11 protein-coding genes and 5 tRNA genes are annotated in these 14,279 nt (G+C 60.6%); 1 reads left to right on the top strand and 15 read right to left on the bottom strand.

The genetic code is table 11. From position 1 onward, the window contains the following. Positions 1-19: 19 nt before the first annotated feature. The 12 genes from PPL01S_RS10160 to PPL01S_RS10105 form a co-directional block, all read right to left on the bottom strand. The gene (locus tag PPL01S_RS10160) at positions 20-1,891 is read right to left on the bottom strand and encodes a SurA N-terminal domain-containing protein (protein ID WP_028625640.1); all 1,872 of its coding nucleotides are present in this window, start codon (positions 1,889-1,891) and stop codon (positions 20-22) included. Between the two features lie 184 nt (positions 1,892-2,075). Further along, the gene (hbs, locus tag PPL01S_RS10155) at positions 2,076-2,348 is read right to left on the bottom strand and encodes a non-specific DNA-binding protein Hbs (RefSeq protein ID WP_016394421.1); all 273 of its coding nucleotides are present in this window, start codon (positions 2,346-2,348) and stop codon (positions 2,076-2,078) included. 151 nt (positions 2,349-2,499) lie between these two features. Beyond that, positions 2,500-4,896 (bottom strand): endopeptidase La, encoded by a 2,397-nt coding sequence (gene lon / locus PPL01S_RS10150; RefSeq protein WP_028625641.1) that lies wholly within the window; start codon positions 4,894-4,896, stop codon positions 2,500-2,502. Between the two features lie 163 nt (positions 4,897-5,059). After that, the gene (gene clpX, locus PPL01S_RS10145; RefSeq protein WP_016394423.1) at positions 5,060-6,343 is read right to left on the bottom strand and encodes an ATP-dependent Clp protease ATP-binding subunit ClpX; all 1,284 of its coding nucleotides are present in this window, start codon (positions 6,341-6,343) and stop codon (positions 5,060-5,062) included. Between the two features lie 108 nt (positions 6,344-6,451). Next, positions 6,452-7,093 (bottom strand): ATP-dependent Clp endopeptidase proteolytic subunit ClpP, encoded by a 642-nt coding sequence (gene clpP, locus PPL01S_RS10140; protein WP_003259400.1) that lies wholly within the window; start codon positions 7,091-7,093, stop codon positions 6,452-6,454. 92 nt (positions 7,094-7,185) lie between these two features. Further along, the gene (gene tig, locus PPL01S_RS10135; protein ID WP_028625642.1) at positions 7,186-8,499 is read right to left on the bottom strand and encodes a trigger factor; all 1,314 of its coding nucleotides are present in this window, start codon (positions 8,497-8,499) and stop codon (positions 7,186-7,188) included. Positions 8,500-8,744: 245 nt separating this feature from the next. Then, the gene (locus PPL01S_RS10130) at positions 8,745-9,044 is read right to left on the bottom strand and encodes a DUF6388 family protein (protein ID WP_016394425.1); all 300 of its coding nucleotides are present in this window, start codon (positions 9,042-9,044) and stop codon (positions 8,745-8,747) included. 491 nt (positions 9,045-9,535) lie between these two features. Beyond that, a tRNA-Leu gene (locus PPL01S_RS10125) sits at positions 9,536-9,620 on the bottom strand. A 57-nt stretch (positions 9,621-9,677) separates the two neighbouring features. Beyond that, positions 9,678-9,753: transfer RNA gene (locus PPL01S_RS10120), tRNA-His, on the bottom strand. 45 nt (positions 9,754-9,798) lie between these two features. Further along, positions 9,799-9,883, bottom strand: a tRNA-Leu gene (locus PPL01S_RS10115). Positions 9,884-9,937: 54 nt separating this feature from the next. Continuing rightward, positions 9,938-10,013, bottom strand: a tRNA-His gene (locus tag PPL01S_RS10110). Positions 10,014-10,055: 42 nt separating this feature from the next. Next, a tRNA-Arg gene (locus tag PPL01S_RS10105) sits at positions 10,056-10,132 on the bottom strand. A 255-nt stretch (positions 10,133-10,387) separates the two neighbouring features. On the opposite strand from PPL01S_RS10105, the gene folD reads away from it, so the two are divergent. After that, positions 10,388-11,242 carry a bifunctional methylenetetrahydrofolate dehydrogenase/methenyltetrahydrofolate cyclohydrolase FolD gene (folD, locus tag PPL01S_RS10100; RefSeq protein ID WP_008089453.1) on the top strand — a complete coding sequence of 285 codons (855 nt, stop codon included), beginning with the start codon at positions 10,388-10,390 and terminating at the stop codon, positions 11,240-11,242. 170 nt (positions 11,243-11,412) lie between these two features. On the opposite strand, the gene PPL01S_RS10095 is transcribed toward folD, so the two are convergent. From PPL01S_RS10095 to PPL01S_RS10085, 3 genes are read right to left on the bottom strand one after another with little or no spacing between them, the layout of a single operon-like run. Next, positions 11,413-13,152 (bottom strand): ABC transporter substrate-binding protein, encoded by a 1,740-nt coding sequence (locus tag PPL01S_RS10095; protein WP_016394426.1) that lies wholly within the window; start codon positions 13,150-13,152, stop codon positions 11,413-11,415. 38 nt (positions 13,153-13,190) lie between these two features. Next, on the bottom strand, positions 13,191-13,463 hold the full coding sequence (locus PPL01S_RS10090; RefSeq protein WP_016394427.1) for a DUF2160 domain-containing protein: 273 nt from the start codon (positions 13,461-13,463) through the stop codon (positions 13,191-13,193). A gap of 12 nt (positions 13,464-13,475) precedes the next feature. Then, entirely contained in the window at positions 13,476-14,276 is an 801-nt protein-coding gene (locus tag PPL01S_RS10085) for a carbohydrate ABC transporter permease (RefSeq protein WP_016394428.1), read from the bottom strand. Positions 14,277-14,279 lie beyond the last annotated feature (3 nt).

The following is a 14,279-nucleotide window of genomic DNA, read 5'->3' as shown; positions in this document are numbered from 1 at the left end:
TTCGTTACAAGACACCCACTCAGTAGCGAGTGATGTCTGCACTGCCTTCCAGCTGCTTGCGGTACGCCGCGAAGTCTTGCTGGCCAGCACGCGATGCGAGGTAGCGGTGGATCTGCTGCTTCTCTTCATCGCTGGCTGCTGCGCCTTCATTGACGCCCTTGAGCTGCAGCACGACCAGACTGCCATCGGCCAGGACAACGCTGCCATACACCGGCTTGTCCTTGGTTTGCGGCTTGGCCAGGCGGAACAGCGCCTGCAGCTCGGCCGGGTCGATGCCCTCCTGGCCGCGAGTGACCGCTTCGAAGGCCTTCCAGCTCTGCCCTTCCTGGCTGGAAGTGGCAGGGATCGAACCGTCACGCAGGCCGGCAATCAGCTTGTCCGCCTTGACCTTGAGCTCGGCGGTCGCCTTCTCCTTGGCCAGGTGCTCGCGGATGTTCTTGGCAACGGCTTCCAGCGGCATCTGCTCAGGCTTGCGATGCTCCTTCACGCGCAGGACCACGGTGGTTTCCGGGTCCAGCTCGATGGCGGTGCTGTTGGCAGCCTCCTCCAGCACTTCCTCGGAGAAGGCAGCCTGGATCACGCCGCGGTTGGCAGTGATACCTTCGCCACCCTCGCGGCCGAACGGCGCCGAGGTATGTACCTTGAGGTTCAGGTCCTGGGCCGGCTGGGCCAGGTCGGCGGCCTCGTAGGCGGCGTCCTGCAACTGCTTGCTGGCGTCGACGTAGCGCTGCTCGACCAATGGCATCTTCAGGTCGTGGGTCAGCTTGTCCTTCAGGCTGGCGAAGCTCGGCACTTCCGGCGCCTGCTTGCCCAGCAACTTGATCAGGTGGTAACCGAAATCGGTGCGAACCGGTGCCGATACCTGGCCATCCTCGAGCTTGTAAAGGGCGGTTTCGAATGCCGGGTCGTACACGCCCGGGCCCGCGAAGCCGAGGTCGCCACCGCTGTTGGCAGAGCCTGGGTCCTGGGAGAATTCCTTGGCCAGCTTGGCGAAGTCCTCACCCTTGGCCAGACGCTGCTCGACTTCTTCGATGCGGGCCTTGGCCTGGGCATCGGTGACCTTGCCGTTGACCTCGATGAGAATATGCGCCGCATGGCGCTGCTCGGCGAGGTTGGCGATTTCCTTCTCGTACTGGGCCTTGAGCTCTTCGTCGGTGACCTTGACCTGGTCGAAGAACGCCGACTTCTTCAGCTCGACGTAGTCGATGACCACCTGGTCCGGAGTCATGAACTCCTTGGCGTGCTGGTCATAGTGCGCCTTGACCTCGTCTTCGCTCACCTGAACCGCCGCCGGGTCGGCCTTGAAGGTCAGGGAGGCGAAATCGCGGGTCTGGTTTTCCAGTCGGGCGAAGGCATCGACCTGCTGGTCGGTCACAAAGCTGCTGCCCGCGATGCCGGTACGCAACTGGCCGATCAACATTTCTTCGGCGAGCATGTCGCGGAACTGCATGCGGCCATAGCCCATCTGGCGGATGACCTGGTCGTAGCGGTCGGCGTTGAACTTGCCATCTACCTGGAACTCAGGGGTCTGCAGGATCACTTGATCCAGCGAAGCCTCGGAGAAGGCGAACTTGGCATCTTCGGCACCCTGCAACAGCAGCTTGCGGTCGATCAGCCCCTTGAGCGCGGCATCGCGCAGCAGCTTCTCGTCCAGCAGTGCCGGGTCGAAGTCCTTGCCCAGCTGTTGCATCAGCTGGCGGCGCTGCATGTCGGCCGCCTGGCTCAGCTCGTTCAGGCTGATGGTTTGCCCGTTCACCTTGGCGGCGTCCTGGCTATGGGTGGCGGCCTGGAAAATGGCTTCGAAGCCGGTCAACGCCATCAGCACGACGATGAGGCCGATGATGGTCTTGGCAATCCAACCTTGTGAATTGTCCCTGATATTTTGCAGCATGCGTCCCCCAGAAACGGCTGTACCACTGCGTCGACAACCGCGGAGCGTGGGTAGAATCCTGATAAAAGAAAGGCGCATCCGAGGATGCGCCTTTTCTTAGCAAACGTGTCAGGCGGGAACGTTTGCGGCCCGCCATCAGCGTGCTCGGACCAGGCCAGGCCTAGATCCGGCTGAAAGAGACGACTTAGTTGACGGCGTCTTTCAGGCCTTTGCCAGCCTTGAAACCTGGAACCTTGGCGGCAGCGATCTTGATCGCGTTGCCGGTTTGCGGGTTACGGCCGGTGCGCTCGGCGCGCTCTTTGACCGAGAAGGTACCGAAGCCAACCAGTACGACATCGTCGCCTGCTTTCAGGGCACCGGTTACGGAGTCGATCACAGCATCCAGAGCCTTGCCAGCGGCAGCCTTGGAAATGTCAGCCGATACAGCGATAGCGTCAATCAGTTCCGACTTGTTCACTCTAAGTCCCCTTATTTCTCTATTGAGTTTGTTTCTAAGTATGTAATGAAAGCGTATGAAACGTGTGCTGGGTGGCTTGATGACAATAGCGTGCCGCTTTATAGCAAGGCCCCGAAAAAACTGTCAAGGAAAGCCCCCCAAGCAAAAACTACTAGTGCGTGCTGATTCTTTCCTTGGCATCGCCGTCGCGCTTTTCGTCTTTCGCGACAATCTCAGGAGCCACATCTGGCAAGGGCTCCGGGGCGTATTGCAGCGCAATTTGCAGGACTTCGTCAATCCATTTGACCGGTTTGATCTGAAGATCCTGTTTGATATTTTCCGGAATCTCCTTCAAATCGCGAACATTCTCCTCCGGAATGATCACCGTCTTGATTCCACCCCGGTGTGCTGCCAGCAGTTTTTCCTTCAGCCCGCCAATCGCCAGAACCTGGCCACGCAGGGTGATTTCGCCGGTCATGGCGACATCGGCGCGCACCGGAATCTGGGTCAGGGCCGATACCAGTGCCGTGCACATGCCGATACCGGCACTCGGACCATCCTTCGGCGTGGCGCCTTCGGGCATGTGAATGTGCACGTCGTGCTTCTCGTGGAAGTCGGCGGCAATGCCCAGGCTGCGGGCGCGGCTGCGGACCACGGTCTGTGCAGCGGTAATGGACTCGACCATGACGTCGCCGAGCGAACCGGTCTTGATCAGTTGGCCCTTGCCAGGGATTACCACCGACTCGATGGTCAGCAGCTCACCGCCCACCTGGGTCCAGGCAAGGCCGGTGACCTGGCCGATCTGGTCCTGTTGCTCGGCCAGGCCGTAGCGGAACTTGCGAATGCCGAGCAGGTGCTCGAGCTGCTCGCTGGTGACCTTGACCTTCACCTGCTTCTGACCGATGTGTTCCTTGACCACCTTGCGGCAGACCTTGGCGATCTGCCGCTCGAGGCTGCGTACACCTGCCTCGCGGGTGTAATAACGGATGATGTCGCGAATCGCCGAGACGTCGATCTCCAGCTCTTCCTTCTTCAGCCCGTTGGCCTTGACCTGCTTGGGCGTCAGGTACTTGACCGCGATGTTGATTTTCTCGTCCTCGGTGTAACCCGGCAGACGGATGACTTCCATGCGGTCGAGCAGCGCCGGCGGAATGTTCATCGAGTTCGAGGTGCACAGGAACATCACGTCCGAGAGGTCGTAGTCGACTTCCAGGTAGTGGTCGTTGAAGTTGTGGTTCTGCTCGGGGTCAAGGACCTCCAGCAGCGCCGAGGCAGGGTCGCCACGCATGTCGCTGCCCATCTTGTCGATCTCGTCGAGCAGGAACAGCGGGTTGCGTACACCCACCTTGGTCATCTTCTGGATCAGTCGGCCCGGCATGGAACCGATGTAGGTACGCCGGTGGCCACGAATCTCGGCCTCGTCACGCACGCCACCCAAGGCCATGCGCACGAACTTGCGGTTGGTCGCCGAAGCGATCGACTCGGCCAGCGAGGTCTTGCCGACGCCGGGCGGACCGACCAGGCACAGGACCGGACCACGGATCTTCTTCACGCGCTTCTGCACCGCGAGATATTCGAGAATGCGTTCCTTGACCTCTTCCAGGCCATAGTGGTCGGCGTCGAGGATTTCCTCGGCCTTGGCCAGGTCCAGGCGCACCTTGCTCTGCGCCTTCCACGGCACCTGCACGAGCCAGTCGAGGTAGGAACGTACCACGGTGGCCTCGGCCGACATCGGCGACATCTGCTTGAGCTTGTTCAGCTCGGCCTGGGCCTTGGCCAGGGCGTCTTTGGGCAGACCCGCAGCTTCGATGCGCTTTTTCAGCTCTTCGACTTCGTTGTGGCCTTCGTCGCCGTCTCCGAGCTCTTTCTGAATGGCCTTCATCTGCTCATTCAGGTAGTACTCGCGCTGGCTACGCTCCATCTGCTTCTTGACCCGGCCACGGATGCGCTTCTCGACTTGCAGCAAGTCGATTTCGGCGTCCAGCAGGGCCAGCACGTGCTCGACACGGGTCGACAGGTCGACGATCTCGAGGATTTCCTGCTTCTGCTCGATCTTCAGCGCCATGTGCGCGGCCATGGTGTCGACCAGGCGCCCTGGCTCCTCGATGCTGTTGAGCGAGGACAGCACTTCGGCCGGGACTTTCTTGCCCAGCTGCACGTACTGCTCGAACTGCGACAGCAGGGTGCGCACGAACACTTCCGACTCGCGCTCGGCGGCATCGGTTTCGTCGATCAGGGAAACTTCGGCACGGATGTGCCCTTCCACTTCGCTGAACCGCTCGACGGCACCGCGCTGCTCACCTTCGACCAGCACCTTGACGGTGCCATCGGGCAGCTTCAGCAGTTGCAGGACGGTCGCGACGGTACCGACCCGGTACAGGGCGTCTTCGCCCGGATCGTCATCGGCTGGATTCTTCTGGGCCAGCAGGAGGATCTGCTTTTCGCCCGTCATCGCCGCCTCGAGGGCTTCGATGGACTTTTCACGCCCCACGAACAGCGGGATGACCATGTGCGGGTAAACGACGACATCGCGCAATGGCAAAAGAGGCAAGTCGAGGGTGGTCTTCATGATTTCGCCTCTACAGCGGCCTTATGGCCGGAAACCGGTGGAAATGGTGCTTGGACCTAATGTGGGGGCATGCCTGGGAAATTACAAGCGCTTGTATAGGAAAAGCAGAAAGGGGCCCGTAGGCCCCCTTCTGCTTGCTACCCGCAACCGACAATGACCTGAATCAGGCGTCGGGGGCGGCCTTGGCTTGCGGTTCGCTGTTCTCGTAGATCATCAGCGGCTGCGAAGTGCCTTCGATGACGCTCTCGTCGATCACCACCTTGCTGACATCCTTCTGCGAAGGAATCTCGTACATGGTGTCGAGCAGCACGCCTTCGAGGATCGAACGCAGGCCACGGGCGCCAGTCTTGCGCTCCAGGGCTTTGCGGGCGACGGCCTTGAGGGCGTCGGTGCGGAACTCGAGGTCCACGCTTTCCATCTCGAACAGCTTGGCGTACTGCTTGGTCAGGGCGTTCTTCGGCTCGGTGAGGATCTGCATCAATGCAGCCTCGTCGAGCTCGTCGAGGGTCGCCAGCACCGGCAGACGGCCGACGAATTCCGGGATCAGGCCAAACTTGACCAGATCGTCCGGTTCGACTTCACGCAGCGATTCGCCAACCTTCTTGCCTTCTTCCTTGCTGCGCACTTCGGCGCCAAAACCGATGCCACCTTTGGTGGAGCGGTTCTGGATGACCTTTTCCAGGCCCGAGAAGGCGCCACCGCAGATGAACAGGATATTGCGGGTATCGACCTGCAGGAATTCCTGTTGCGGGTGCTTGCGACCACCCTGCGGCGGCACGGAAGCCACGGTGCCTTCGATCAGCTTCAGCAACGCCTGCTGCACGCCTTCACCCGAAACGTCGCGGGTGATGGACGGGTTGTCCGACTTGCGCGAGATCTTGTCGATCTCGTCGATGTAGACAATGCCCATCTGGGCCTTTTCCACGTCGTAGTCGCACTTTTGCAGCAATTTCTGAATGATGTTCTCGACGTCCTCACCCACATAACCGGCTTCGGTCAGGGTGGTGGCGTCGGCAATGGTGAACGGTACGTTCAGCAGACGTGCAAGGGTTTCGGCGAGCAGGGTCTTGCCCGAGCCGGTCGGCCCGATGAGCAGGATGTTGCTCTTGCCGAGCTCGACTTCGTCGCCCTTCTTGTCACGCTGGTTCAGGCGCTTGTAGTGGTTGTACACCGCTACCGCCAGCACCTTCTTCGCGCGCTCCTGACCAATCACGTACTGGTCTAGGATGCCGCTGATTTCTTTCGGCGAAGGCAATTTGTGCGCGCTGCTCTCGGCCTGGGCTTCCTGCACCTCCTCACGGATGATGTCATTGCACAGGTCGACGCACTCGTCGCAGATAAATACCGAGGGCCCGGCAATCAGTTTGCGCACTTCGTGCTGGCTTTTGCCGCAGAAGGAGCAATAAAGCAATTTGCCGCTGTCCTCGCCGTTACGGGTGTCAGTCATTCGATCGATCCAATCCGGTAGGCTTGCAACACAAGATGAAGGCAATTGCGGGCTTTTTCAAGTCCGCAGGTAGGCGCTTTCGACACCTACCTGCTCTGGCTCCTGGGTTCAGGAGGCCAGTTGCCGCTTGTCGTATACCGAGTCGATCAGGCCGTACTCGGCCGCGCGCGAGGCGCTCATGAAGTTGTCACGCTCGGTGTCGCGCTTGATGGTCTCGAGGTCCTGGCCGGTGTGGTAGGCCAGCAGCTCGTTCAGGCGCGCCTTGATATTGAGGATTTCCTGAGCGTGGATCTCGATATCGGTGGCCTGACCCTGGAAGCCGCCCAGCGGCTGGTGGATCATCACGCGCGAGTTCGGCAGGCAGTGACGCTTGCCCTTGGCACCTGCGGCCAAGAGGAAGGCGCCCATGCTGCAGGCCTGGCCGATGCAGATGGTCGAGACGTCTGGCTTGATGAACTGCATGGTGTCGTAGATCGACATGCCAGCAGTCACCGAACCGCCTGGGGAGTTGATGTACAGATGGATGTCCTTGTCCGGGTTTTCCGCTTCAAGGAACAGCAGCTGCGCCACTACCAGGTTGGCCATGTAGTCCTCTACCGGGCCAACCAGGAAGATCACTCGCTCCTTCAACAGGCGCGAGTAGATGTCGTAGGCACGTTCGCCACGGGCGGACTGCTCGATAACCATCGGGACCAGGCCGCCTGCGGCCTGGATGTCAGAGCTCTGCTGAATATAAGAATTGCGGGACATGTCCTGCGCTCACTCCCAAATAGTCATGGCTTGAATACGCACAAGCCAGCGCGAAGGCTGGCTTGTGGGGGTTTCCTACGAGAGAAAACGTATTACTCAGCTTCGGCAGGTGCCTGTGCTGGTTTTACGGCATCTTCGTACGAGACCGACTTGTCGGTCACAGTCGCTTTCTGCAGAACAGTATCTACAACTTGCTCTTCCAGCACAACCGAACGAACTTCGTTCAGCTGCTGGTCGTTCTTGTAGTACCAGGCGATGACCTGCTCAGGCTCCTGGTAAGCCGAAGCCATTTCCTCGATCATCTCGCGAACCTTGGCGTCGTCCGGCTTCAGTTCGAACTGCTTGACCACTTCGGCGACGATCAGGCCCAGCACCACTCGGCGCTTGGCTTGCTCTTCGAACAGCTCGGCCGGCAGTTGCTCAGGCTTGATGTTGCCACCGAACTGCTGAACAGCCTGCACGCGCAGACGGTTGACTTCGTTTTCCAGCAGGGCTTTCGGCACTTCGATCGGGTTGGCGGCCAGCAGACCGTCCATGACCTGGTTCTTGACCTTGGTCTTGATCGCCTGACGCAGTTCACGCTCCATGTTCTTGCGAACTTCGGTGCGGAAGCCTTCCAGGGTCGATTCCTTGATGCCGAACTGGGCGAAGAACTCTTCGTTCAGTTCTGGCAGCTGAGGCGCCGATACGCTATTGACGGTGATGGTGAACTCGGCGGCCTTGCCGGCCAGATCCAGGTTCTGGTAGTCCTCAGGGAAGGTCACGTTGACAACGCGCTCTTCGCCCGCCTTGGCGCCAACCAGGCCATCTTCGAAGCCCGGGATCATGCGGCCGGAGCCCAGAACCAGCTGGGTGCCCTGGGCCGAACCGCCGGCGAAGGCTTCGCCGTCGATCTTGCCGACGAAGTCGATGTTGACCTGGTCGTCTTTCTCGGCGGCACGCTCGACGGCCTCGAAGCGCACGTTCTGCTTGCGCAGCACTTCCAGCATGTTGTCCAGGTCGGCATCGGCCACTTCGGCGCTCAGGCGCTCGACATTGATCGACTCCAGGCCGGCAACGGTGAACTCAGGGAACACTTCGAAGACGGCGACGAATTCCAGATCCTTGCCCTTTTCGAAGGACTTCGGCTCGACAGCCGGAGCGCCAGCCGGGTTCAGCTTCTGCTCGACGATGGCTTCGTAGAAGGAAGCCTGGACCAGGTCACCGAAGGCTTCCTGACGGGCATCGGCTTCGAAACGCTGGCGGATCACGCTCATCGGCACCTTGCCCGGGCGGAAGCCCGCGACCTTGGCGCGCTTGGCAGTCTGCTGCAGACGCTTGTTGACTTCGTTCTCGACGCGCTCGGCCGGAACGGCGATGGTCATGCGGCGCTCGAGAGCGGAAGTGTTTTCAACAGAAACTTGCATGGATATTCCTCGTTGCACAGACGTTAGCCGGCGATAGCCCGACTCCAGAATCAAGGGCAAGCATTCTAGTGAGTCACGCAGCAGAAGTCACCCCACCCGGGACGACGGGAAACTACGCCGGTCGATTAGCTTCAAAGACCCGCACGGCGTGCCGCCGGGCCTCTTTATATAAGTGCGCCGCGCAGCGCCTTGGCGACGCGCAGCCGAAATAACTTGTCAAACAACCGCAGCCCTGGAAAACGCCCTTATTCAGGGTCGATTTCATTGAACTGGCAGTACTCTTCCCACTCCATGCCCAGGGCCTCGGCCACTTCGCGATGGGTTTCCAGGCGCATCGCCTGGAGCTGCTCAGGGCTTTCGGCGATCAGCTGCAGCGCAAGCTCCCAGGGCTCGATGCCCTGCTCATCGGCTGCATCCTCGAATGCCCACTCGATCTGCTGGGCCTGCTCACGCGCATCCAGCTCACGGATTTCTTCGAGCAGTTGCGGGTTCGCCTCGGCGAAACGCTGCAGCGCCAGGGCCTGGCGGGCTTCTTTGGCAATCATGGGGCAATTCCTCTACCGACCTAACGGGCCGGGGTTTCAACCGGCTGAAATCTATCAGCTTTTATTGGGGTGCCACCAGAGGATTACAAGGGGGGGGGACCGCGTGATGGTTGCGAAGTGAGCGGCCGGAGGCTTTGTGGCGATCTCAAGATCGAGCGCCGCCCGCGCGGCGCATCGCGGGCAAGCCCGCTCCTACATTTGTTGCAACGTGCCTATGTCTGATAGGCCATGGTTGCCAGCCTTGGTGGCATGACGCGATTTTTGGGTTGGCGCAGGGGACCGGCGCGATACCTCGTCGAGCACAAAAGGCGGACAACCATGGCCTGACAGACCGTGGCACGTTGCAACAAATGTAGGAGCGGGCTTGCCCGCGATGCGCCGCGCGGGCGGCGCTCGATTTGCGCAACACCATTACTCCCAAGGCAGGCACCCGGCAATCACCCACCACAAAAACCAAAAAAGCCGCAATCAGCGGCTTTTTCAGATAATCATGGTGCGGACGAAGAGACTCGAACTCTTACAGCTTGCGCCGCTGGAACCTAAATCCAGTGTGTCTACCAATTTCACCACGTCCGCACAAAGCAGAAAAAACAAAGGCGCCTGATTATACAATCAAGGCGCCTTCGAAAAATATGGGGTGGACGATGGGAATCGAACCCACGACAACTGGAATCACAATCCAGCGCTCTACCAACTGAGCTACGCCCACCATATATCGGTCTTGCGATGTTGCGGCATTGTCCTTACAGAAGCATGGTGCGGACGAAGAGACTCGAACTCTTACAGCTTGCGCCGCTGGAACCTAAATCCAGTGTGTCTACCAATTTCACCACGTCCGCGTAGCGCTTAAAACAAAGGCGCCAGATCTGCAATCAAGGCGCCTCTGAAGAATATGGGGTGGACGATGGGAATCGAACCCACGACAACTGGAATCACAATCCAGCGCTCTACCAACTGAGCTACGCCCACCATATCGCTATACAGCCTTACTTGCTTGCCCAAGCTGCCTAATGGCGCACCCGGCAGGACTCGAACCTGCGACCATCCGCTTAGAAGGCGGATGCTCTATCCAGCTGAGCTACGGGCGCATAAGCTTAAAGCCTAACCGAACGAGCGTTGAACCACTCATTCTGCCCGACCAAGCCAACCAGTGCTAGGCTGTGCCCGACAAGTGCGGCGAATCTTATAGACGAGCGGCTAGAGCGTCAACACCTTTCTCAAAAAAATTTAAATTATTTAAGGGGTTAGGGAATTTGCCCGACCACCCGCCTTTGCCCTCGGGCTGTGTCGTGCGAGAATACGCCCTCTTTATTGTTCCTTTCTCGATGGTTAATCACGCGTCTATGACTGCACACCTAATCGATGGCAAGGCGATCGCCGCCAACCTGCGCAAAGAGATCGCTCAACGTGTCGAGGAGCGTCGCCAGCAAGGCCTGCGCACGCCGGGCCTGGCGGTGATCCTGGTCGGCACCGACCCTGCCTCCCAAGTCTATGTCTCGCACAAGCGCAAGGACTGCGAAGAGGTCGGCTTCATTTCGCAAGCCTTCGACCTGCCCAGCGATACCACGCAGCAAGCCCTGACCGAGCTGATCGACCGCCTCAACGACGACCCGGCCGTCGATGGCATCCTGCTGCAGCTGCCGCTGCCGGCACACCTGGACGCCTCGCTGCTGCTCGAGCGTATCCGCCCGGACAAGGACGTCGACGGCTTCCACCCCTACAACATCGGCCGCCTGGCCCAGCGTATCCCGCTGCTGCGCCCATGCACCCCGAAAGGCATCATGACCCTGCTGGAAAGCACCGGTCAGGACCTGTACGGCATGAATGCGGTGATCGTCGGCGCCTCCAACATCGTTGGCCGGCCGATGGCCATGGAGCTGCTGCTGGCCGGTTGCACCGTCACCGTCTGCCACCGCTTCACCAAGGACCTGCCGGGCCACGTCGGCCGCGCCGACCTGGTGGTCGTGGCTGCCGGCAAGCCGGGGCTGGTCAAGGGTGAGTGGATCAAGGAAGGTGCCATCGTCATCGACGTCGGCATCAACCGCCAGGACGACGGCAAGCTGGTCGGCGACGTGGTCTACGAGACCGCCCTGCCCCGCGCTGGCTGGATCACGCCGGTGCCGGGTGGCGTCGGGCCGATGACCCGCGCCTGCCTGCTGGAGAACACGCTGTATGCGGCAGAAGAGCTGCACAAGTAAGATTGCGTGATATGAAAACGGCACCTCTGGCAGGTGCCGTTTTTTTTGCCTGTGATTTTTTTTGTGGCTGTACTGGCCCTATCGCTGGCAAGCCAGCTCCCACACAAGGGGGATGCAATTCCCTGTGGAGCCGGCTTGCCGGCGATGGGGCCACCTCGGTCTCTAGTCAATCACTTGCGCGCCGCCTCCCACGACTTCAGCAGCTGGTCGTAGCTGACGGTCTCGCCCTTGGGTTTCTCGTTCGCCAACTTCGGCTTCGGTGCCCCGGGCTGGTCGAACCAGTACTGGGCGTCCTTCTCCGGATTGAGCTTCGGCGCACAGGTGGCCTGGGCATTGGAGCGCTGCAGCCGCTCCATCATCTTGTCCTGGTCACGCGCCAGGCCGTCCAGCGCCTCCTGCGGGGTCTTCTCGCCACTGGCCACTTCGGCGATATGGCTCCACCACAACTGCGCCAGGCGCGGGTAGTCCGGCACGTTGGTGCCGGTCGGCGTCCATTGCACCCGCGCCGGGCTGCGGTAGAACTCCACCAGCCCGCCGAGCTTGGGCGCCAGGTCGGTCATGGCCTGGGAGTTGATGTCAGATTCGCGAATCGGCGTCAGGCCGACGATGGTCTTCTTCAGCGATACGGTCTTGGAGGTCACGAACTGCGCGTACAGCCACGCGGCCAGGCGCTGCTTTTCCGGCGTCGACTTGAAGAAGGTCCAGGACCCGGTGTCCTGGTAGCCCAGCTTCATCCCCTCCTCCCAGTACGGCCCCTTCGGCGAGGGCGCCATGCGCCACTTCGGCGTGCCGTCGGCATTGACCACCGGCAGTCCCGGCTTGGTCATGTCGGCGGTAAAGGCGGTGTACCAGAAGATCTGCTGGGCGATGTTGCCCTGGGCCGGCACCGGTCCGGCCTCGGAGAAGGTCATGCCCTGGGCTTCCTTGGGCGCGTAGGCGCGCATCCAGTCGACGTACTTCTGCGTCGCATAGACCGCCGCAGGGCCATTGGTATCGCCGCCGCGAGTCACACTGGAGCCGACCGGGTGGCAATCTTCCACGCGAATCCCCCATTCATCCACCGGCAAGCCGTTGGGCAAGCCCTTGTCGCCACCACCGGCCATGGAGAACCAGGCATCGGTGAAGCGCCAGCCCAGCGAGGGGTCCTTCTTGCCGTAGTCCATGTGGCCGTACACCCGCTTGCCGTCGATTTCCTTGACGTCTTCGGTGAAGAACTTGGCGATATCCTCGTAGGCAGACCAGTTCACCGGCACACCCAGCTCGTAACCGTACTTTTCCTTGAACTTGGCCTTGAGCTCCGGCCGCTCGAACCAGTCGGCGCGGAACCAGTAGAGGTTGGCGAACTGCTGGTCGGGCAGCTGGTAGACCTTGCCGTCCGGCGCGGTGGTAAAGGACAGACCGATGAAGTCCTTCAGGTCGAGGGTCGGCGAGGTGTAGTTCTTGCCTTCGTTGGCCATCAGGTCGGTGATCGATTCCACCTTGCCATAGCGAAAATGGGTGCCGATCAGATCGGAATCGTTGACCCAGCCATCGTAGATATTCTTGTCCGACTGCATCTGCGTCTGCAGTTTCTCCACCACGTCGCCTTCCTGCAGGAGGTCGTGGGTCAGCTGGATGCCGGTGATTTCGCTGAAGGCCTTGGCCAGTACCTTGGATTCATATTCATGAGTGGTGATGGTTTCCGACACCACGTTGATCTTCATGCCACGAAACGGCTCGGCAGCCTTGATGAACCACTGCAGTTCGGCCAACTGCTGCTCGGGCGTCAGGGTGGAGGGCGTGAACTCGCTGCCTATCCACTTTTTCGCCGCGTCTTCATACTGGTCGGCCCACGCCGTGCCCTGCACGCTGGCCAGTACCAGCCAGGCGGCCAGGGTCAAATGTCGCCGTTTGTGATTGTTCTGGAACATTGTGATCTCCCGATTGAGTTATTCCCCGGAGCCGTCGCTCAGCCCCAGCGCAACACCAGCACCAGCCAGCCCAGCGACAGCAGCGAGGCCACCCACAACGGCCAGTCGCTCAGCCCTACCACCAGCAGGTGCAGGTAGGCGCTGACCAGCAGGCCGATGAACAACCGGTCGCCACGGCTGGTGACGATCGGCAGGAAGCCGCGCCGCTCGACGCACGGGCGGCGCAGCTCGAACAAGGTCATGCACAGCAGCAGCACGCCAATGGCGGTGAAGAACAGTGCGGTGGGCAGGGTCCAGGCCATCCATTCCATGCGCCTGCCCTCCTACACCCGGCCCAGGGCAAAGCCCTTGGCCACATGATTGCGGACGAACCAGATCACCAGCATGCCGGGCAGGATGGTCAGCACGCCGGCCGCCGCCAGCACGCCCCAGTCGATCCCTGAGGCGGACACGGTACGGGTCATCACCGCCGCGATCGGCTTGGCATTGACCGACGTCAGGGTGCGCGCCAGCAGCAGTTCGACCCAGGAAAACATGAAGCAGAAAAACGCCGTCACACCGATGCCGGAGCCGATCAGCGGTATGAAGATCTTGACGAAGAAGCGCGGGAAGCTGTAGCCGTCGATGTAGGCGGTTTCGTCGATTTCCTTGGGCACGCCGGACATGAAACCTTCGAGGATCCACACCGCCAGCGGCACGTTGAACAGGCAGTGGGCAAGAGCCACGGCAATGTGCGTGTCGAACAGGCCGATCGAAGAATAGAGCTGGAAGAACGGCAGCAGGAACACCGCCGGCGGCGCCATGCGGTTGGTCAGCAACCAGAAGAACAGGTGGCGGTCACCGAGGAAGCGGTAGCGTGAGAAGGCATAGGCCGCAGGCAGCGCGACGAGCAGCGAGATGAGCGTGTTCAGACACACGTAGTACAGCGAGTTGAGGTAGCCGTTGTACCAGCTGGGATCGGTGAAGATCACCCGGTAATTGTCGAGGGTGAAGGCCTGCGGCCAAAGGGTCAGGCCGCCGAGGATCTCGGTGTTGCTCTTGAACGACATGTTCAGCAACCAGTAGATCGGCACCAGCAGGAAGAAGAAATACAGCAGCAGGGCCAGCGTCTTTCTCGTGCTCATGGC

It is taken from the genome of Pseudomonas plecoglossicida NBRC 103162 = DSM 15088 (assembly GCF_000730665.1).
Taxonomy (GTDB): Bacteria; Pseudomonadota; Gammaproteobacteria; order Pseudomonadales; family Pseudomonadaceae; genus Aquipseudomonas; species Aquipseudomonas plecoglossicida.
The sequence above is the reverse complement of the archived record's forward strand: the minus strand, read 5'-3'. Positions and strand labels throughout refer to the sequence as shown.